At 42.8% G+C, this 21,882-nt stretch carries 18 protein-coding genes; 4 read left to right on the forward strand and 14 right to left on the reverse strand.

The window, feature by feature from the left end:
- Positions 1–30: 30 nt before the first annotated feature.
- From YWE_RS29045 to tssB, 14 genes are all read right to left on the reverse strand, one after another.
- Positions 31–1,383: a VasL domain-containing protein gene (locus YWE_RS29045; protein WP_051323361.1), complete on the reverse strand. Its 1,353-nt coding sequence runs from the start codon at positions 1,381–1,383 to the stop codon at positions 31–33.
- Positions 1,384–1,428: 45 nt separating this feature from the next.
- On the reverse strand, positions 1,429–4,941 hold the full coding sequence (tssM, locus tag YWE_RS0114920; protein ID WP_029095267.1) for a type VI secretion system membrane subunit TssM: 3,513 nt from the start codon (positions 4,939–4,941) through the stop codon (positions 1,429–1,431).
- 21 nt (positions 4,942–4,962) lie between these two features.
- Positions 4,963–6,345 (reverse strand): type VI secretion system protein TssA, encoded by a 1,383-nt coding sequence (tssA, locus tag YWE_RS0114925; protein WP_029095268.1) that lies wholly within the window; start codon positions 6,343–6,345, stop codon positions 4,963–4,965.
- Between the two features lie 15 nt (positions 6,346–6,360).
- The gene (gene vasI, locus YWE_RS0114930) at positions 6,361–7,014 is read right to left on the reverse strand and encodes a type VI secretion system-associated protein VasI (RefSeq protein WP_029095269.1); all 654 of its coding nucleotides are present in this window, start codon (positions 7,012–7,014) and stop codon (positions 6,361–6,363) included.
- Positions 7,015–7,087: 73 nt separating this feature from the next.
- Positions 7,088–9,751, reverse strand: coding sequence for a type VI secretion system ATPase TssH (gene tssH, locus YWE_RS0114935; RefSeq protein ID WP_029095270.1), 2,664 nt, complete (start codon positions 9,749–9,751; stop codon positions 7,088–7,090).
- A gap of 11 nt (positions 9,752–9,762) precedes the next feature.
- On the reverse strand, positions 9,763–10,506 hold the full coding sequence (gene icmH / locus YWE_RS0114940) for a type IVB secretion system protein IcmH/DotU (RefSeq protein WP_029095271.1): 744 nt from the start codon (positions 10,504–10,506) through the stop codon (positions 9,763–9,765).
- A gap of 2 nt (positions 10,507–10,508) precedes the next feature.
- Positions 10,509–11,852, reverse strand: coding sequence for a type VI secretion system baseplate subunit TssK (gene tssK / locus YWE_RS0114945; protein ID WP_029095272.1), 1,344 nt, complete (start codon positions 11,850–11,852; stop codon positions 10,509–10,511).
- Positions 11,853–11,854: 2 nt separating this feature from the next.
- Positions 11,855–12,385, reverse strand: a complete 531-nt coding sequence (gene tssJ, locus YWE_RS0114950) for a type VI secretion system lipoprotein TssJ (protein WP_029095273.1) — start codon at positions 12,383–12,385, stop codon at positions 11,855–11,857.
- On the reverse strand, positions 12,378–13,673 hold the full coding sequence (gene tagH / locus YWE_RS0114955) for a type VI secretion system-associated FHA domain protein TagH (protein WP_029095274.1): 1,296 nt from the start codon (positions 13,671–13,673) through the stop codon (positions 12,378–12,380). The genes tssJ and tagH overlap by 8 nt, the downstream gene beginning before the upstream one ends.
- Positions 13,674–13,677: 4 nt before the next feature.
- Positions 13,678–14,664: a type VI secretion system baseplate subunit TssG gene (gene tssG / locus YWE_RS0114960; RefSeq protein WP_029095275.1), complete on the reverse strand. Its 987-nt coding sequence runs from the start codon at positions 14,662–14,664 to the stop codon at positions 13,678–13,680.
- Positions 14,628–16,394, reverse strand: a complete 1,767-nt coding sequence (gene tssF, locus YWE_RS0114965) for a type VI secretion system baseplate subunit TssF (RefSeq protein ID WP_029095276.1) — start codon at positions 16,392–16,394, stop codon at positions 14,628–14,630. The genes tssG and tssF overlap by 37 nt, the downstream gene beginning before the upstream one ends.
- 16 nt (positions 16,395–16,410) lie before the next feature.
- Entirely contained in the window at positions 16,411–16,827 is a 417-nt protein-coding gene (tssE, locus tag YWE_RS0114970; RefSeq protein ID WP_227659971.1) for a type VI secretion system baseplate subunit TssE, read from the reverse strand.
- A 20-nt stretch (positions 16,828–16,847) separates the two neighbouring features.
- The gene (gene tssC / locus YWE_RS0114975) at positions 16,848–18,329 is read right to left on the reverse strand and encodes a type VI secretion system contractile sheath large subunit (protein WP_036016195.1); all 1,482 of its coding nucleotides are present in this window, start codon (positions 18,327–18,329) and stop codon (positions 16,848–16,850) included.
- Positions 18,330–18,372: 43 nt separating this feature from the next.
- Positions 18,373–18,873: a type VI secretion system contractile sheath small subunit gene (gene tssB, locus YWE_RS0114980; protein ID WP_029095279.1), complete on the reverse strand. Its 501-nt coding sequence runs from the start codon at positions 18,871–18,873 to the stop codon at positions 18,373–18,375.
- 394 nt (positions 18,874–19,267) lie between these two features.
- Between tssB and YWE_RS0114985 the strand changes: the two genes are divergently transcribed.
- The 4 genes from YWE_RS0114985 to YWE_RS0115000 form a co-directional block, all read left to right on the forward strand.
- A complete protein-coding gene (locus YWE_RS0114985; protein ID WP_029094501.1) occupies positions 19,268–19,786 on the forward strand; it encodes an Hcp family type VI secretion system effector in 519 nt (172 codons plus the stop codon).
- A 141-nt stretch (positions 19,787–19,927) separates the two neighbouring features.
- Positions 19,928–20,365, forward strand: coding sequence for an H-NS family histone-like protein (locus YWE_RS29050; protein ID WP_051323362.1), 438 nt, complete (start codon positions 19,928–19,930; stop codon positions 20,363–20,365).
- A gap of 212 nt (positions 20,366–20,577) precedes the next feature.
- Entirely contained in the window at positions 20,578–21,216 is a 639-nt protein-coding gene (locus YWE_RS0114995; protein ID WP_051323363.1) for a hypothetical protein, read from the forward strand.
- Positions 21,217–21,377: 161 nt separating this feature from the next.
- Positions 21,378–21,882: nuclease-related domain-containing protein (locus tag YWE_RS0115000; protein WP_029095281.1), on the forward strand; the 505-nt coding region annotated here is incomplete at its 3' end.

A 21,882-nucleotide genomic window follows, 5' to 3' on the forward strand; every position in this document is an offset into this window, starting at 1 on the left:
TCATCGACAAACCCTTTTTGTATTTAGAGATTAGTTTTTGTTTTCGAGCTGATAGTACCGGTTTATTAAAGCTTGAAGCTTAAGGTCCATCTGTTGCCTAATTTGAGGTGATATTGTAGTGCCCTGTAGCTTCTGTTGTTCCATTATCCGTAATATCTCTTCAACCGGAACGTCATCACGCAGATGTTTTTGAGTGTCTAACAGCACATTTCGTATTCGCCCGACGGTAACATATTTATCTTTGGAGTCAGCTTCGTTGATCTCTTTTAGCAGCGTACTGATATTATTTTGAGTATAAATATAGCTGTCACTAATAAGTTCCGGGGGTGATTTAGATTGGCGCTGCTTCTGCCATAAGCTTGTCAGCTCTTTCTGATCTACTGAGTCGGGCCAGAGCTGCTGGGCGGTATACACTAAATTATCACCATAGTAATAGGCTGACAGCGGTGAGAAATCTGACAGTTTACTCAGCTGAGCTTTGTAGCTGCTCAGCACGGTTTTTTCCAGATTTTTAACCTCAGATTTATCTGCCTGTTGGATGAGATATCTTGGCGAGTTGTTATCTTGTTTAATGAACCAATCTAATGATGGGCCGCTGGCCATTGCGGTAAGCTCGCGCTGGTTAGTCTGAAATTCGATATAAACATAGGCAATAACCGATGCGACAAGCGCTCCTAAAACCAAACCATGCCAAGGCTTTACTTTAGAGACTGGTACTATTGGTTCTGCCGGCGGTTCTGGCGGAATCTCCTGCGGAATCACAATGCCATCGATACTGCTTAAGCTTTCTTTTATGTCGCCTTGGGCAATATAAATAAGTGATGCCGTATGTGGCGTTGCGTTGGCCGCGGCCTGAGCCTGCTGCTTTTCAAGATCGCTGACTGTATTTTGAATAAAGAAATAGAGATTCTCAATTCTGGGCAGCTTCTCTAATGAAACCTGCTGTAGTTTATTTGAGATCAGTTCCAGGGCTAGGCTGGCACGCTGTAGCAGATGGATGTCTTGATTCCCGAAGGTTTGTTTGCGTATCAGGCTGCCGATACGGGCATTAAACCAGTTTAATGAATCAGTGCGGGCTGATGACTGAGGTGGCCATAAATTCTCCCATTGGTAGCCGACCAAAGCGGCAACTAACTCGCAGCCTTCAACAAAACCCGCCAGTCCGTTCTTATTGACTCGAGCGTAGGTGTAGTAGCAGGCGGTGAGTAAATCAACGCCGTTTTTCTCAAATAGGGCAATAGCTGAGGTTTCAATAACCTGCCAGTCAACGGTCGGTTGTTTGACGTGGCTTAGCTTATTTATCTCTGTTCTGATAGCTTCGAATTCTTCAAAAGAGCGGGGATCGCCACCGGTATGAATAAATCGAAAAGTGTTATTTTCCACGATATTTCCTTAACCCCCCGGCGAAATAGCCGAGGGGGTATACGGTTAATAGAGCGTTTCAGAAAGTTTGAATTTACTGAATAACCCACCGGCAAACGGATTGTCAGAGCCGTCAACATAGACGCGATAGACAACATAACCACCGTCTACGTTGTAACGCACTTTGAAAGATGACTCGGTAATGTCAGTTAACTGACCGGCATCGATTAATCGTAACTGAGCCCAAACGCCCTGAGTGGTTAAACTCTTCGGTGAGCGGTTAGTATTCGACATCAGCGTAATTTTGCTTTCGATACCGTCTCTCATCGAGTTCGGCCAAATTAAACGCACTTTATTGCTGCGGCCATGGCTGTACTCGATTAACTGACCGTCAAGGTTCAGCACGCTGCGCAGTTTGTTGCCTGACATTTCAATCGGCTCAATAGCGTATTGAATGCCCAATCCGTTTTGAGGATTAAAGAAGGTTCGGCGAATTCGCTCTGCCGTTCTGAGCTGATTAATCACATCGGCTCTGATCAGCGAGCTATTATTCGAACTTTGCAGCAGGTTATTTTCAACGAATACCTTCAGATTTTCCTGATAGAAACTATCCATTGTTCCGCTCGGTTTAAAGAAGCGGTCAAAATCACTCAGCGCTACATCTTTGCCTGACTGCGGATTAAACGGATAACGGTCTGCCAGATTGGTATTAAATTCGCTGACGACCTTTTCGTTCCATTCCAGCTCAAGAGATTGAATCGCTTCTTTAACAATAACGTCCCAAACTTCGCTAGCCAGCTCATTCATCCAGCGACCTAAAGGCTCCGGTAACGTTTTTGCCAGTTGCTGTACTTCAAAAATGGGATCGCTATTGTTTTGGTTTAACCGAAGCTGAACGGCCTTAAGAGCCGCTTTGCCCGGAGACGGTGCATTCTGTATCGCCAGCAGGTAGCGGTGCAGGTCACTTAACTTTTGAGTTGCGTTTTGAATCGCGCTCATTTGGTTATTTGACTCATCAAGTACCGACGTTTCTTTAGCGAACTCGCGGTGTATACGATTAATCAGTAACCGGTCTTGAGCAACGATTTCTGGCTTATCCTTTTCTGACGCCGGATTAATTGGTTGGGTGTTTTCCTGTAATATTTGTAGTGCTTTCTTGAACGGTTGCTCACCACTGATAATATTCTCAAGCGCGCTGATAGCGGTCGGAATGTCATCAAACTGTTGAATACTGATATTGCTGATAGCACCGTGCCAGGTACTGGTATAGTCGCTAAGATATTGCTCGGTTATCTGGCGCTTTATCTCATCCCGATCTGCGTCACTGTATTCAACGTTCTGTGTGAGATTAAGTACCCAGCTGTCCATGGATGTCAGTTCAATCAGATGATCGTTTTGCTTGATGTAATAGTTCATTAACCCTGAGTGGGTTAAGAATTTAGGTACGTTTAACAGCTTGCTGTTAGTTTCAACAAAGACCGTATCAAAGCTGGCTCCAATTTGAGTTTTTAAATTCAAATCGTTAGGTAACACGTCTCGAGCTTTAATGCGTAAGTTTTGATAAGCACGCTGATAAACCGATAGTTTGCTTAGTTCTGCCTGTGCAGCTTTGATCGGGTCTTGATAAGGCATGAATGCCGTTTGGGCAATCTTGTCACCATTCTCTCTGGCCTTACGCCATTCAACGTGCTGCATCGCATAGTCAAGATGACCGTATAGCTGTTCCTGCATTTCACGCTGGCCTTTAAACTTATTACTCCAACGATCTTGCATATATTGCAGAACTAACGGTTTGTTGCGGCCAGACTCATCCTCAATCATACGGATGATGCGTAATATACCAAGTTTTTGCTCACTTTCTTTTGGTGCCTGATTAAGTTCAACAAACAGTCCGTCCATCACGGCCGGTAGGTAACGCTGCTGCAATAACCGTAAGTAGGTTTGTTCAACGTAAGGGCCAATACTGTAACCCTGATAAAGACCTGAATCGGCAAAGATGTGGTTACGGTCGTGGTAATTGCCGTAAGCAAACATGGCTTCGCTCAACGGATTAAGCAACGGAAGCTGTAAATTACCGTAGTAGTCCTTCTCATCCGATATTTGGATATCCATAAAGGCTTTGGCCTGTAACAGAACCTTTTCACCGGCACGATAATTTTCCAGATAATAATATTGCCAAATTCCTATTAATCCAACCGTTAAGAGTGCGCTACAGGCGGAAAAAGTAATCAACTTTCTCTTCGACTTATCTTTAAACTGTGCATTTTCACCAGCAATATTAGGTTCAGCAAATACCACGCTGCTGAACAGATCTTTAGTGAAGTAGGGCAGAGTTTGAGAAACCTGCCAGGTAGGATATGGCTGTTTGCTTAAGTTATATTGCGCAGCGGCAGATTTGACGAACAAATCGTCCATTTGCCCCTTTTGAATCGATGAGGTGAAATAAAGGCCCCGCAGCGATATCTGCTCTTGTTCAATATTGAACAGCAGTGATTCAAGCAGATTGAGTGCATAATCTTTAATGCCGTTCATTTGGCGGCTAAAGGTAAACAGCGAACTTCTCTGATTGCTGTCAACGCTATTGAGCATCATATCCGGCATCGCGGCATTGATCTTTTGAATCCAGCTTTTCCAGAAGGTTGAGAGTTCAGTTGCCCACTCTTTAGCGTTGCTATCTAACGTGAAGGTTACGCCTAATACCGAGTCGCGTTGTTCTTTATTTAACGACTGGTATATGGCTTCAAAGCCATAGAAGAGGTCAATCTTAGTAAATACGACATACAGCGGTAATTTACACTGTAAGGTATTTTCAATATCAACTAACCGTTGATGCAGGGTGGCAATATATTGCTCCCGCTGGCTTTTGTTTGATGAAACAAATTTATGAATATCAATGGTTAATATAATGCCGTTTAACGGCTGCCTATTGCGTTCAGACACTAGCCACTGAAGTAATGATTGCCAAAGACGGCTATACAACTTTGGTTTATCGGAGTCACTATCATTAGGTTGGCTCACCAATAAGCCGTTGATGTCAATGATCACGGCCTGTTCGCCGAGTTGACAGTTAACATGCAGCTTAGGCGTATCGGCAGTCTCCTCAACATCATACAGCGAGGTTAGCTTGCAGCTCTCTTTGAGTAAGGTTGTTTTTCCACTCCCTTCATCACCCAGCATTAAATACCAAGGCATTTGATAAACAGCATTTGCTGAATGATTAAAGTGTCGCTTAAGTCTGATTAGCCAGTGGGATAAATAGCGCTGCTGAAAGTGAATATCTGTGCTGACAGGATCTTTAACCTCCTGCTTGGACTCCTTCTGCATTGACTCATACTGTTGCAGTTTTTTTACCATGAGCCAGACTAACCACCCGATAAAAACAATGATATACAGTGCAGTAATCAATAGGCGGGTAACCAGAGAGGCAAAAGGGGTATATTCTGCAATTTTCCATTCAGGGCCCCATATCCATAGCCATATCAGCGAAACAACGGCAAAGATAACCAGCAGTAATGCAACCGAGGCTTTGAATTTTGGCAACTTAGGTTTAACTAATCTAAGAATTGAAGGCAACTTCATGTTTTTGGACTCCTATTCCAATTAGTTATTATTATTTGCAATATCGGAAAGAGCCTCGAAAAATGAAGGCTCCCACTCAGATAAAGTCAGGTTTTGACAAGCTAATAAAATGCTCTGAGCCTGCTGCTGTGCAATGGTATTAAACCCAGCATGAGCAAAAAGCTGAGCATTAAGATACTGTTGATGAAATTGATTACGCAATTCAGGCGTTATTGGTTGTGCATTGAGCATTTTAAGCGCTTCTTCCAATCCTTGATCGTTCAAACATTGCAGCAGGCTATTGGCCGCGAGAGACACGTCTCCTTGCTGAACGTTTTTCTTTTCACTAAGCCAACTGTGCATGTCTTTACTGATAAAAGCGCTCTTATCGCTGTACTTAAAGTCGATCAGCATTGGTAACCGTAACAACAGTTGCTGTAGTTCTTCTTTGATTGCATTCGCCGTATCCGAGTGACCAAGATGCAGCGCGATTTGCGCTGAAATGTAATGGCCTTCAAGCCAGAAGGGCATCACGGTTAAGTTGTTTTCGATTTTTAACCACTGGGCATAGTCTGTTTTAGCAATGTTGCTTTTATAGTCAGCTACCCGGTCAGCAGGCATGGGGGATAGGTCGGTAATACCATCATTATTCATGGGTTCTGAAAGGGCAGAGAAGATGGCATGGCGACGTAGGCGAAAGCTAATTGAATCGCCCCGATTGCGTTCAAATAGAATTTCAGTAACTTTGATTAATGTTCTTTTCCATTCCGTATCACTATGCTGACTGATAGTAATATTGGGGGCCGGAGGTAAATCAGATTTTGATTCTGCAGATGAGCTTTGGGCTAAAATTTCGGTATTTTCTGAGCTTGCGCGTTCCGCTTTTTCTGCAGATTTAGTCGCGATATTAGTTAAAGCCCTATCCAGGTCGATGAAAGCGTCATCAAGCTGAATATTCTGGTTCAGAAAATAGGATTTGATTCTGTCTAATTGAACGCGAATAACTTCTTGTTCAATCGATGTAGACTCAGTTTCAAACGTTGACTGCGCTTGTGCAAAACGCTGGATAACCTGTTTAAATAAACGTAGCTTTAAGCGTGGCTGAGGCGCAGCTGTTTGCCAGAAATTTTCTATGTAGTCAGCAAATAACGCTAGCGCTAAGGTTATTTCATGCGGTTTTTTGCCATGCTGTAGAGTACGCAGTAAATGGGCAACAACCCGCATATCTTTGGTTTCTTTTAATAAAAGAAGTGCGCGTTCCTGTATCTTCTCAATATCGAGTTGGGCATGGGCAATCGTACCCATTGCGGCAATTGACGTATCAATATATTCCCAGTTAGCATTACTCTCATTAACGTTACGTCCCACATCAACGATGTCGCTAAGCATAATTTCACGCCAAGGGTGGTTGTTTATAAGTTCCATCTACTTCCTGCCATGTTACCACCGGCAAGCTGAGCGCAAAGGCGCAATCGCTTGAGGTAAAGTCGATAAATTGAACACCAGTCCATTCAGTGACGGATCGCTTGATTCGATTGTCAGTGTGTCACCATGGATTAAACGTTGAATTTCTTGGATACCCGGCAACCCTCTGCTGGCTTCAAATACATAGCCATTATCTCGAGAGAACCAATTGGTTTTTATGATCTCTTTGCCGGTTCTTAAGGTTATCGCACTGCTGTCGTTAGTCATTGGTGCAGCCAGCATAATTTGCATTCGAGTGATATTGTCGATGCAGCTGAATACCAAAACCGGTCTCGGTGGCTGTCGCCCTAAAGCGGGAGAGGTTAATAAGACTTTAGGATTATCCCCTCCGCTATTAGTGACTAAGAAATCCGTATCGTTTTCATGGCGATCTTTTTCCTGAGCGTAAGCTGATAACCAACTTTGACTACGTTTTATCTGCGCGTCCGTATTGATAACCACGGCCAATGGCCGCATAACTGAGTCATAACAGTCAAGCCGGTTCAAGGCGGATGATTCCTTTGAGCATGCGGCTAACGCGCTGAGTTTTTCTACATCGGTAGGCTCTGCCAAAGCAGAGCCGATGCTTAAACAAAACGCAAGAATGCTGTACTGGATGACGTTATTCATCTTAAGGCTTCCTTGGTTAAAAAGAGGCCGATAACGTTGCAAATCAGGATGCGCAACTGACATAGCCATCAGGTTATTCAACCTCTGCCATAAATTCATTTCCCGAAATGCCGAACGTGATGCTATTAATGGGTTCTCCGGCGGATAATTTGTTAAGTAATAACAAAGAGACCGGAGGGAGCAATGCTCCGTCAATAATAGATTCAAGCATCCGTGCCCCGTTTTCCGTGCGTGTTGAACGGGAAAGGATTTCCTCTGCTACTTGGTCGGAGAACACCACTTCAGCCTTGAAGCGTTTACGCAGTACCGTATCCAATCGTTTCAGCTTGTCAGTGATAATCGATTTCAATGTATCCGGTGACAGTGGCAGATAAGGAATGACTTCCATTCGTGCCAGCAGCGCAGGTTTAAAGAAATCGGCTAATTCCTGATAAAGTTGGTCGATAATGTCATTAGGCTTATCGGCATATTCGACAATGGTCTGATAACCTAAGTTGGAGGTCAGGAAGAAGACGATATTCTTACAATCAATAATTCTGCCTTCACCATCGGCTAATTCACCTTTATCAAAGGCCTGATAGAAAAGGTTGAGCACATCAGGATGGGCTTTTTCAACTTCATCTAATAAAACGACTGAATATGGCTTTTGGCGGATAGCTTCGGTAAGCACGCCACCTTCACCATAGCCAATGTAACCGGGAGGAGAGCCAATCAGTCGGGAAACTGTGTGCTTTTCCTGAAATTCAGACATATTGATGGTCGTCAGATATTGGCGCCCGCCAAACATCAAATCAGCTAGCTGAACAACGGTCTCGGTTTTACCTACGCCGCTCGGGCCGACCAGTAAAAATGCACCTAAAGGCCTTCCGGGGCGACGAAGGTCGGCTCTGGAGGTTAGTAAATGCCGGTGAAGGTGGGCAATGGCTAAATCCTGGCCTTTTATTGACTTATTTAAGTATTGAGGGAGCTCAGTAACAACCTTTAACTCATCTTGTGAAATTTGATTAAGCGGAACGCCTGTCCATTCGGCAATTACGCTGGCCACCTGAGATTTATTTACATGAGGAGAAACCAGAATGTCCTGCTTTTGCAGCTCTGCCAGTTCTTGGGTTAGCCGCGACAGTTGTTCTGGAATTGAAAGTAGAGAATCAATCTCGCTATCAACAGATGGATTAACTGTACTATTTACTTCACTACCCAATGCTTGGGCTTCAGTATTATTGGCCTGTTCCGGTGCCAGTAACTGCCCTCTTAATTCGATAATTTTATGGACCAACTTCTGCTGTTGTCTCCAGAGATTTTCGATTTCAGTGAGTTCATTAGTTGCATCAATGTTCTGTTGATTGAGTTCGGCTAAACGCTCAGTAAAATCATTCAGGCCGAGCTTTTGCTCCCTTTCAAGCAGAACGATTTCGGCCTGCTGTTGGTGCATTTTGTTTTTCAGCGCAGAAACCTGACGCGGTGGGGAGGTCAGATTAATTGAAATTCTGGCACAGGCGGTATCGAGTACATCAATGGCTTTATCCGGTAATTGACGGCCAGAAAGATAACGGTCGCTTAACAGTGCCGATGCCTGTAGCGCATCATCGTCAATCAACACGCCGTGTGATTCTTCATAGATGTGGCGCAGACCACGCATAATGATGATAGCTTCATCAGCGCTGGGTTCGTTAACTTTGACCAGTTGGAAACGACGGGAGAGCGCAGCGTCTTTTTCGAAGTACTTTTTGTACTCGCTCCAAGTGGTCGCAGCAATAGTTTTGAGTTCGCCGCGCGCCAGAGCCGGTTTGAGCAGGTTTGATACGTCTAAACCACCGGCGTTATTGCCTGCGCCGATCAGCGTATGGGCTTCGTCAATAAATAGAATAATCGGAGTCGGCGACTGAATAACTTCAGCCATCACGCCTTTAAAGCGTTTTTCAAACTCGCCTTTAACCGACGCGCCAGCTTGAAGCGCACCAAGGTCTAGATTCATCAGCTCAGTACCTCTAAGCTTATCGGGAACCTGACCATCAATAATCCGTAGCGCAAGGCCTTCAATTAGGGCGCTTTTACCGACGCCAGCGTCACCAACTACGATAGGGTTATTTTTTCGACGACGACAGAGAATATCAATCATCAGATCAATTTCTTCATCACGGCACAGTACTGGATCTAACTTACCGTCACGAGCCTGAGCGGTAACGTTAGAGGCGTAGCGGGCTAATAGGGATGAATCCGAATTAGCCGCTTGGCCGTTAGTCTGTTGGCTGTTCTCAACGATACTTTCGGCGGAACCTTGGGTCCAGAGTTCAAACTGATTTTTCAGTAATTCTGAATTAATGGTCAGTAAGTGCTGGGTGATTTGCTGAGAAACATAACGGCTTGGGTTATGCAGTAGAGCTAACAATAATGCTCCGCTGCGAATTTTCGCCTGATGAAGCTCGGTGGTAGAGAGCAGTAAAGCATCTTGAAACCACTCCACCAACAGCGGTGAAAAAGAGGGCGTGTCATTAAAATTATTATGATTATTAAAGCGATTTTCTAATAGGTTTTTTACCGTGACATAGTCAACTTTGGCTTTCTCAAAAATAATCCGCACGTCACACAAAGGCGTATCTAAGCATTGAAGCAAAAAGTGAGATACGGTGATCTCTGACTCTTGCTGGCTTACGCACAAGGTCGCTGTAGTTTCTAATATTTGTTTACTGATTGGATTAAACTGTGCGACCAATTTAGGTATATCAACTCTGATCATTTCTAGCTCCCTTAGTGCAATAGCTTATTAAGCTGCGTCAAAATATCCTGGCTTTGGCTATGCAATTTGAAAAAGTAAAAGCCGTAAATAACCAGTAAACCGGCAAATAGGCCGATAGACAGACGTTTAATGGATAACCGATTACTCAGTTTGTAAGACTCTTTTATCGGTTTTCCTTGATGAAGTAATGTGCCGCCGGTGTCGTCTTGTAATGCCAATATCTGATTATGTAACCGACGGAAGATCCGGCTAAATTCATCATCACCGCCGGTTGCGACCTTATAGCGACCACGAAAGCCAAGGCAAAAACAGAGATAGATAAATTCCAATAGATCTTTGTATCGTTTAGGTTCGCCCATTAGGCGGTCCAGCAGTATATAAGCGCGCTCTCCACCCCAAGATTCGTTATGAAACTTAACTAACAGGGAGTGTGTCCCCCAGTTATTCTGGGCACTCCATGGATGCTGCATAGCAAGCTCATCGATAAACGTACAAAGAACATAGCGAAATGAAACAATAGCGCCTGTTTCATAGCCTTTTTCTTGCAGGATTTGCTCTATCGCTGAAATATCATTCACGACCTGACGATAAACGATGTCGGCATTATCTAAATTAGTGATATCCCTAAGGCGTTGAGTCATACCAAGCAGAGGCGTTGCAGCATCAATCATCGGATTAATGCTTTCACCTCTGAGTGAGAATGTGTTTTGAGCAAGGCTTTCCGATGCTCTTATACTGTTGCTATTTGGGCCCATTTTTATTTACTCCTTATTGCCCAGAACTGCATATCCAACTCAGGGAAACTACCTGATACGTGGAATGCGATGGCACTGTTAGCAACAATGTCGTCCCATGCAGGAGACTGAGTATCCAACTGGAAGTAGGTATAACCCGAATGATGTGGCAACTGAGATGGTGCTGCGTTCAGCGCTTTTAATGGCACCCCCTGGATCTGAATACTAACCAAATCGCGAATTCTGTTTGGTGAAGTGATTTTGACCTGCTGGGTAAATAGCCGCAGTAACTGTTCTTGCGGTACACGTGCTTTGACGGCGATGATAAAGTCTGCGCTTGTCAGTAACTGCTTATCATGAATAACACCATCAGATACGCCATGCGTGCGTTTAAATAGCTGAATAGATACGGCTCTTGGCGTTAGTACGGTACTTAGTGCCCGACGGGTAATAATCATTAATTCCTGAAAGGTATAGGACAGATTATCATGGTCATAGTGAGCAAAAACGGGTGATACTCTTGATTCATCGGTAAAGGTCATTAATTCACCGCAGATTTGCACCAACTGACGATATAAATCTTCCGGATGAACTGAACTACGTTTTGCTAAATGAACAAAGATTGGTTGCATGCGATTAAATAACTGCAACATCATAAACTCGGCAACGTCAGCAACCCCTTGTTGGCCGGGAGCGCTGATTCGTTGAGATAACTGTTTTGCCCGCTCGGTAATCAAACCGGCAACTTCTCCTAGAAAATCATAAAGGCTATGAGATACAGCGACAGAGCTACAGGTAGGAATAAAATCTTCATCCAGAACTAATGTGCCATCCGCTTTCTTTTCCCTGATTCGGCATACCGGTAAAGTGGTATAAGCACTCAGATCCTCAGAACCCTGCATTAAGCGAGGAGCCAGCATGGCAACCGGAACCTCACGGACATCGCCATTTTGACCATATACATCACGGACATCGTTAGATGCTTGTATATATCGGGTATTACCGGTTTTTAGATCCTGAGCCGTATCAATAATGCCAATAGAGTTATTGCGGATAGGGAGAGCAAGATAGATCTCGCCGCTTGCCGCATCATTTAAGTTAATGATATCTAACGGATCGGGCATTCGGTCCTGAAATGGCAGTTCAAACAAAGTACCGTCAGGCATGACGCCTAAGGCCGAGGTAATACCTATGCGGCCTAATCTCAGAAACTCCCGGTTAACTTCCAGATGGCTAAAACCATAAAAGTAACTGTTTAACGTATTGAGTTGATGGCTCAGTAAATAATCATAAAACCTTTGTTGTTGTTGAAAGTGTTGTGGGCGAACGGCACCGTTAACCCAAACGACATTGCTATGTGTTCCCATGATTATTTATCTTCCTTTTTAACTTCAACTTCATTGGCCCGAATGTGGATCATGACCGTTTCATTTTTCCCGACGCTTTCGACTTCAATAATGTCAGACCACTGAGAACCTTCGATATCGGAAAAGTGTGCAATAACGGCAATAAAACGTGTTTCAGGTTCTAATTTCACGACAGGCATGGGTTTAAACTGGCCCGGTAATAGGGAGTAGTCCTGATGATTGACATAATTTTTTCCTAGCATTTTCTCTGGGCCGTCATTCAGTAATTGGTCATAATCCATCGCCATAAACTTAGAATCTTCATTAAGGTAAATGACCTGAACTTCAATAGGGGTTGGCTCCCCACTCTGGTTGGGATTGATATCTGTATCAGTGAGGAACGTTAGAGATATCTCACTGGGTTTTCCTGATGGATAACCAACCGGCACGTTCGGATCTTTAATTACCTCATAAAGTTTTTGCGTTGTTTCACATCCCGTCAGAAGTACGGTGATAATGAGCAACAGTGGAAAGAAAAAATGACTTTTACGCATTCTTCTCTTTCTCCTGATTCAGCCTGCGCAGCTCCCGGTCGTATTCTTGTTCATAATGTTCCCAGAAGAGCTTCTCAAACCCGGTTTGGCGGTTCGATGAAAGTTCATTGAAATAGCTGCAATACATATGCCATGACCATGCGCCATCCATTTCATTTCTTTTACGGCTATGTCGATAGATTGAGAATCTATTCAGTAGCTGTTCAGGTGAAAAAGCATCAAGCATTGAGGAGAGTGCATAACGTGTTGCCGCTTGGCTGGCTGAATTATGCAGGCTAACGTTACTTAAGCTTTCAGCAACGGCGGCAGGCGCGGAAAGGTGTACGGAGCAGGTTTGTTCTGCAAATAGCAGATTCATGGTATCGGTATAACTAAGGTTCAGACGAAGTGGATTATCTTCAATCGCGCGTAAATTCTTATCATTTAAGATGTTTTGGGACTGCTGCAGCTTGAGTAATCCTTCAATTGAAGCTTTAATTGTTTCGCCTAGTTCTTCTAAAATTGCATTAGCTTCATCAGTATTTTCCAGTGAAATATTAACGCCGATACCTCTGAGTAACGGGGCTAACCCGAGATGAAGTTCCGAAATATTACGGTTAGTACTGACCAGATTTTTATTGGACGCCACGTGTGGGACTTGAACAAAATTACTACTCATACTGACGTCTCCTTGTTGTATCTCTGAACGGTAATCATCACGCTTTATTGTTGAGTGATTGGCTTGGCTAGTGGTTAAATCATCATAAAAAGAACTGATCGGGCTCAATGAGTCAGACTCAATAGCTTTAAGCGGGTCGATAATCTGATTTTTATCTGCTGTGTCAAACCCGTCTGAATCATGAAGTGAAGCACCCGATGCAGGGCTATTTAAAATGTCTTCCATTGGTGAGCTGTGTGAAGAGATAATTTGCTCTGGCGTTGTGCTTAACGGATCAATCAGTAATTCAGGATTAGAACTGATTCTGACCGAAAGAATTAGCTGACCAATCTGGATCTTATCTCCGTGCTGTAACTTGATGACCTGAGTACGCTCGGTTATATGGGCATCATTGACGATTAACAATTTGCCAATCAGTGAAATAAAGAAAGCGCCTTCTTTATAATCAATTTGGGTATGAATACCGGGAATACCGAGATAAAGGTCCTGAATTGACCAGTCACTGTTTGAGTTACTGCCTAACGTACCGCCTTCGATACCAAAACGATGCTCATTAGTTCTACCACTTTGCAAAAACTCGTTATTGGTTATTTTTAGCAACAAAAAGTGTTTGTTGTTGAGTTGTTCCATCAGATCATTCCCGTACACAAAGGGTTACGTTTGGATTCTCTGGCATCTCGCCAATGAACGTTGTCCAGCCGAGAAGGCATGTCACATCGTTTCCTAAATCCATTTCGGTTAATTGATCGGCTGCCAAGGATAGTGAGATATCAAAAGCAAACTGATCGCGTAAAATAAAAGAGACAAACGTTTTTAATGGTAGGTAAGCATCCCCGGTAGGAAGAAATGACAAATAGCGTTTAATTGTTAAGTTATTTAAACATAAGGTAAATTTACCGCTACAGTCATGAACGTAATCTCCAATGATGAAGTTATCACCTAATATCGAGTTCGCTTCACCTAACACAGTTTGTTGGTCGTCTGGAATATCGACACGCCTGAACTGCCAAGGTAAAACGGTGACATCGGCTAAATCAAAACAGTGGGCAATGACACCACTGATAATGTCAGGGGAGCGACTAGATCCTGATAATAAACCAGCATAGGCCAGCATTTTGCTGTGGTTGGTGGTCAGTGTTTGTCTGATGGCTGGATTTTCTAAACCTACCAGAGCAAACATTCTCTGAGAGAATGCATCATTCCCATTATTTTTAAATGAAATGTAATAACGGTATTTACGCCAAATTCGGTGAAGAAGTTGGGTTGAACGATGGTTAAAAAGATCAAGGAACGTCGCTAGGCTTTGCTCTTCTTGTGCGTATTCCCATGCCAAAGGTTCCAGATAAAATCCCGGCAGGGGAGACTGGCTACCCTGAAGCCCAAGAAAAGCCACTTCTAATTGATAGCGCCCTTGGTCATCCATTTTTAGCGATGACAAATCACTGGTTGGGAATGCCAGAGAACCACTCGATTTAAAGCGAATGATTTCATCCTCGGGTAAAACGTCTTTATCCAGATGGTCTTGCTTACCTGAATCTTTATGAATTAATTCAAGTAGCTGATAGAAACTGTATTGCCCCGGAGTTATATCAGCGAGTGCTGACCGATGTTCACTGGCCATGTATAACGCTCCTGATTATCCGTATTCACCATCGTTAACAGATGAAATGAGTTCAATGTTGCATACTGGGAGAAAAACTGTGCCAGTACAGTGCCAAATAGATAAAGTTCTCCTTCAGAATTAAATACCGATTGTTTTATATAAAGCGAAGTTTCAGATCCCCTGACAACTAATCCATTAGCGATTTTTCTCTCAGCCTGCTGGGTTTCTATCTTCTGAATGCCGCTCAGTTTTTTTAATGCACTTTTTTCTGATTGGCGATTATGCATGGCTGGAAAGTCATAGCTAAGAAGTATCTGTTTTAAGCTATCTGGGTTTAATAAAGACTTATAGTTCTGCGCTAATTTTGAAATGGTTGTCCAATACTGTGACTCATCAAGCATCGGTAGTAGCTGCATAGTAGGGCGTGTGATATTGGTCAATAACACTGAGCCGGTTGTTTTTTTAGATACCAGTGTGCTGATATCGCCAATGCGTAGATGTGAAGGTAAATCTTTATTGGTGCAGATATAGCGGACAGAGATGGTTTCATCAATGTCTTGCCAGAGTTCTTCATCCCCACGCACAAAAGAAATCCAGTGCCGAATATGGCGACTCGTTACATCTTGAGTTTGTTTTATATTGTAGTAAAGACGTTGATAGTTTTTATCAAACTGGATTTGATGTTCAAAGCTATCAAAAGGGAGAAAAGTATACTCATTACTATTCTTTGACGATCTGTTGTGACGGCGGCAACTTTCCACATGCTCAACCGAAAAAATTTCAAATCCGTCAGGATATTTATAGCTTGGGACTAAAGGGTATTGGGTTTTCTTTCCCGTCAGAATGACCGGTTCCCCATCGTGCTGGAATAGGTTTACTGCCGGTACGCAGTTAATCCGGATCGAATCTTTTCTGATTTTTAGATTTTTAGGAAAAGAGCGAGTAAACCGAATTTTTAAACCAAACGTCGTATTGTTCTGCAGATTAGCAGGGAAAAGATTTTGTTCGTTATGATGCATGTTGAGGAATAAAAAACCTTCGGGAAAACAGAAGTATTCCTGTAACAGACGGTTACCAAGATTGGTATTAGCCGGGTAAGGTAACATGGCATCAGAATGAGTCATACCTACCGGCGAGAACTTGAGATTAACGGGTAGCTCAACCTCATTAATCACTACGACAGTTGATTGCATGTAATGGCTAAGCATCAGGTAAAGTTGATAACCAATATGGTTATCGGAACCTAAATACAGTTGTAATTGATTGAGGTTCTTAATGGGTAAGTTATTTTTAAAGCTAAAAGTGATAAACAGGAACTCACCGTCGATATCACGTGAAAGGGTAGTATTAGTAATATTTAACGGATGAGCAAGTAAGTCTCGGCACGAGCGAAATGTGCATGCGGGCTGTTCAAGCGAATTATCGCTAACTACCGTGCCTTTTGTCACTAATGTTGGATTGTCACTCCCAGTCACCGATGCATTAAGAATGGTCATGCTGGGCGTGGGTCTTAAATAATTGGGCCACAATAACATCAACAGAGATTGGACCAGCTCTGGAAAATCTTGTTCTAGTTTTGCTTTAAGCGTTCCAGTAAGGAAGGCTAAACCATCCAATAACCGCTCAACGTCGGGATCGGTACTTTCTTCAATAATGAATTGGGGCAATTGGGGATGAGCGTCAGCAAAATCCTGAACCGTGGACTTTATAAAAGTTATTTCATCCTGAAAATGACGTTCGAGTGACATTGTAGCCTTGTGTTATTCAATCTAAAAAATAGCGCCGCTCATTATCAAGACGCAGCTGAAATTCTACGTTATCGATACCACGTTCATGTTTAACTTCCGCAGTGATATCAAATAACATAGTGAGTGGATCAACATTATTAGAGCGGGCCGTCACCGTTGCCCTAGAAATTCTGGGTTCGTATTTTTCAATACACGCTTTAATTGATTTACAGATAACAACGTTAAGCTCAGTTGAGCTTATCGTTGCATCGTTCAAATCAATAACACCGATATCTTTAGTACTCTGGCTATTACCTGGCCGTGTATTGAGTATTCGTGATAAATTAAGCTTGATTGAACGCAGTGGGTCATTTGTAACGCGATAATCGTCACGATCGGCTTTATGCCTGATACGTTCAAATAAGCTTAAAGTATTATCTTTTTTCCACTTCAATAACGCGGCCATATAATTTTCTACTCTTTGTCTAAACGTCCAACCAGAGATAACTCGAAGTTTGCACCCATATATTTAAAGTGCGGACGTACTGACATCGAGACCTGATACCAGCCTGGATCTCCCTCAACGTCTGAAACGGTGATTTGTGCAGCGCGTAACGGACGGCGACTACGGACATCAGACGGTGGATTCTCCTGATCGGCGATGTACTGTTTTAGCCATACATTAAGTTCACGTTCTAAATCGGATCTTTCTTTCCAAGAACCAATTTGTTCACGCTGTAGTACTTTAATATAGTGAGCTAAGCGGTTAATGATGAACATGTAAGGTAATTGAGTTCCAAGTTTATAGTTGGTCTCGGCTTCTTTACCTTCTTTAGTATTTGGGAAACGTTTTGGTACTTGAACTGAGTTCGCGGAGAAGAATGCCGCGTTGTCGCTGCCTTTACGCATCGTTAAGGCAATGAAACCTTGTTCTGCTAATTCAAATTCACGTCTGTCAGTTATCAGCGTTTCAGTCGGGATTTTAGCCTGAATTTCACCTAAAGATTCAAACAGGTGAACCGGTAGATCTTCAACCGCACCGCCGCTTTGTGGGCCAATAATGTTCGGACACCAGCGGTATTTAGCAAAGCTGTCTGTTATACGTGTAGCCAATGTAAATGCAGTATTAGCCCATAAGAAATTCTCATGATTACTATCAACATCTTCATTGTAGTTAAATGATTTTATTGGATTATCTGAACTAGAATAAGGCAAACGAGCTAAATAGCGACCCGATGTTAGGCCTAAATATCTAGCATCTTCAGATTCACGCAGTGAACGCCATTTGGTATAAACCGGGCTTTCAAAAATAGAGCTTAGTTCTTTGATTGAAGAGAGTTCTGTGTAGCTATCAATACCAAAGAATTTAGGTGATACGGATGAAATGAATGGCGCGTGGGCCATTGCACCAACGGCACTGACATACTGCATTAACTTGATATCTGGAGCGCTGGCAGTGAATGCATAGTTACCGATTACAGTACCTACGGGCTCACCACCAAATTGTCCGTAAGAGCTTGAATAGATATGTTTATAGAAACCGGTTTGAACGATTTCAGGCGCATATTCAAAGTCTTCTAACAGCTCTTCTTTAGTGGCATGAAGTAACTGGATTTTAATGTTTTCACGGAAATCGGTACGATCAACCAGTAACTTAATACCACGCCATGAGCTTTCTATCTGCTTGAGTGAGTCATCGTGCAAGATAACATCCATCTGAGAGGATAAAACTTTATCTAACTCAGCGATCATTTGGTCAACTAATACTTTGTTAACGGGCTCATCAGATGTTCCGCTATTCAACATATTAGAGATGAACGTAGCTACACCCTGCTTGGCAACCTCATAACCATCATCAGTCGGCTCAATACGAGACTTCTGCATAATCTGTTCAAGAATGCTGAGCTCACCGCTTGCCGATTCATTTTCAACATCTTGTTGTAGAACTTGAGACATAATTTAATCTTCCTTTCCCAAAAACGATAATATATTTGCGGTATTAAGGTTGTTCTGGTTTGTAAGCTTCTAATTCATCAAGAATTTTTTGGCGAGCATTTTCGTCTTTCAGAACTTTGCTGATTTGTTCACGGAATGCTTTGATATTCCCCAGAGGGCCTTTTAAAGCAACCAGCGCTTCTCTCAATTGCAATAAATTTTGTAATTCAGGAACTTGTCTGGAGATGTTATCCGGTGAGAAATCTTGGAGATTTTTTATATCAAGATTGATGGTGAGGTCATCATCAACATTCTCTTGCAGTTTGTTAGGCACAGAAAAAGTAAGATTAATGCCTGACTTTTCCATGACTTCACTGAAATTGTTTTTATCAATTGATACGAGAGGTCTATCTTCGATAGGTGTTTCTTCGGTTCTGCCTTTATGATCGCCGATAACAACCATACTTAAAGGCAGTTCTTTTTCAGCGACCTGATCGCCAGTCGCAGGAACAAACTTTACATTGATGCGCTCTTTTGGGGCAACGCTAACACTTTTACTACTCATAGAGACAATCCTTTTATCACATTCATTTCCGACGAAGATAGTTAGAAAACATACAACAAAAGGCCACCCAGTTATAAACAATAGCATTTAGGGTGGCACATACAGATACATCAGTTATTTGAGGTCTATTAATTATCATAAATTTTTAGGGTGATCTAGGAGATATTACTCGGTTCCTAAAAAGAACGACATATTTATAATTTATTTTAAAAACCTGTCATTATTACGAGCTGTATTCATTAAGCAAGAGGGCTATAATGATTGCATTTATGTTTTAGAAAAATGTAATGATGCCTTATATAACCCAATATAATTTTTATTTATAATATTTCCAACCGTGTTAGCCTATTTAATATAGGCTGACTTAATAATGAAGTTTTAAGGAGAGAACTGAATGCCAACCCCATGTTATATCTCAATCGAAGGGAAAACTCAGGGCAATATTACCGCTGGCGCTTTTACCGCTGAGTCTGTTGGTAATATTTTTGTGGAAGGTCATGAGGATGAAATGTTAGTGCAAGAATTTCTGCACAACGTTACCGTACCTACAGACCCACAATCAGGACAACCATCCGGTCAACGGGCGCATAAACCTTTTATTTTTACTGTTGCTTTAAATAAAGCCGTTCCACTGCTTTATAATGCGCTGGCTTCAGGTGAAATGTTGCCTAAGGTTCAACTGAAGTGGTATCGCACATCGATTGAAGGTAAACAAGAGCATTTCTTTACGACATCGCTCGAAGACGCGACGATTGTTGATATTAATCTGCATATGCCTCACTGTCAGGAGCCAACTCAAAAAGAGTTTACTCAATTAATGGCCGTATCGCTGGCATACCGTAAAATTGTTTGGGAACACACTGTCGCTGGAACGTCGGGTTCAGATGACTGGAGAGCCCCGCTCGAATCATAATGATTCTATTCTGTCCGCCTTCGTTGAAGGCGGATTAATCGAGATATCATTAATACGTAACGTGTTGGACTGTACCACGTCTGAACGGTAGAGTTTGGTTATCTTTCTGTATTGCTTTGGATGTATATGGATGTATAAAGAATGACTAATGATGAAAGAAAGCGACTGGAGAGAGCCAAGAAAAAAAGTAAAAAAAATAATCTCACCATACTCAACGCCCATGATATCGAATACAAGCATTTTGCTAATCAAAGCATTGTCATAGATACGGCCAACGGGGCGGTCTGTTTTTACCCTACAACAAATAAAATACAGTATCGAGGCAAGGTTTGCATCGGTGATGCCACCCAACTTGTTATTTTATTGTCTGTATTGAGTGATTTTTCTCGCTTACCGGAGGTTACTCGTCATCTACCGCTTGCCCTTCAGGAAGATTTCATTGAGAAACTCCACGATGTTATTGCAGAAAGACGTTCTGAGGCGCAATGCACACGGGCTGAACCAACGGCAAGAGAACAAAGAATAGAAATGATTTGCCAGATGCTCTTGAAGGACGGGATTGACCCCACTGAATTGTGATGTGGCAGGTTCGGTTAGGTAAACATAATGTCATGAACAGCTTACCCTATGGCGCTGGTTTAACTAAAGGAACGTACCCGTTCATCCCGCCAGTTGATCCCTTCAGACCTGAACTCGACGATGACCATAGTCGAATGTGGGTTAATATGCCATCCATGATAAGTAGTGCGTTCCCTATACTGTGGACCCGATAAAATGGGCAGTGATGACCAATGACAGTCGATAAGCGACAGATATTTAGAAATCATCGAACCGCGTGGACAATTCACGAGCTGCAATTTTTGGAAACCCACTATGGCATCATGATGACCGCAGATATCGCGGCGCAATTAGGCCGTACTCTGGTGGCCATCAGATTGGCTGCACGACAGTTAGGCTGTAGTCAGGAGCAGAATGGCCCTTGGACTGATGAAGAAAAAGCCATCATCCATACCCATTATGCGGATGGTCGGGGGATAGCCTATGTGAGTCAGTTATTGCCAGGTAGGAAGCGAAAAACTATTTTTGCGATGGCAAGAGAGTTAGGCGTAAAAAGTGCCCGAAATTGGCAACCATATGAATGTCAGATTTTGACAGAATATTATCCCGATATCGGTGTCAAAGTGGCAGAGAAATTACCGGGAAGAACCGCCGATGCTGTTAAAATCAAGGCGATGGCATTAGGGGTTAAATATCGCGGGAAGGCTGAGGGTGAGATACGTCTTGTTAAGTGGAGCGATGAGGAATGGCGTTTGTTGGAAAAAAATCTGCATTTACCTTACCCCGAATTGGTGATGCTTTTTCCCCATCGAAGTCAAGACGCGCTCGAAAAGGCTAAGGCAAGATTAAAGAAACGGATTGCCAAACGTTGAGTGTCGTAGTCAGGTGCTTAGCGAGCGAGCTCAACATAGTGTTGCTCTATCTTTCACGAAAGTAAGATTAAAAAAATATAACAACATGATTACTACGTAAGCTCCGATTAAGGTCGCCTTACTGGATTGCGCGATTTTCTCATTGATTTAACAGGAACAAGATGGCCGAACTTATCCCTACGCTAAACAGTTGCACTGAAAAAATGAGGTCAGGTGAGCGCCGCTTAGCCAAACGACTCGAGGCATCTCTCGATAATGATTGTTTATGTTGGTACGACATTCCTGTCGGTCAGCAACAACGACGTTACCCAGACTTCATTATTTTGAACCCGGAACGCGGGTTGTTGTTGTTAGAAGTGAAAGATTGGCGAATTGAGCATCTGCATAACGTCAACAAAGCCTATGTGGAATATGGACATATCACAAAAGTTAATCCGATCGAACAAGTCCGTCAGTGTAGCTATGTCGTGATTAATCAGCTCAAGACAGACAAACAATTAATACAACAGGATGACCGCTATAAAGGGAGTTTGTGCATGCCATATGGTTATGGGGTCTTCTTTAGCCATATCACACGCAAACAGTTAAATAACGCCATACCTATTGATGAGCAAGCTAACCTTCTTCCGCCTCATTTGATTATTTGCAGTGATGAAATCACTGACG

Source organism: Budvicia aquatica DSM 5075 = ATCC 35567 (assembly GCF_000427805.1).
Taxonomy (GTDB): domain Bacteria; phylum Pseudomonadota; class Gammaproteobacteria; order Enterobacterales; family Enterobacteriaceae; genus Budvicia; species Budvicia aquatica.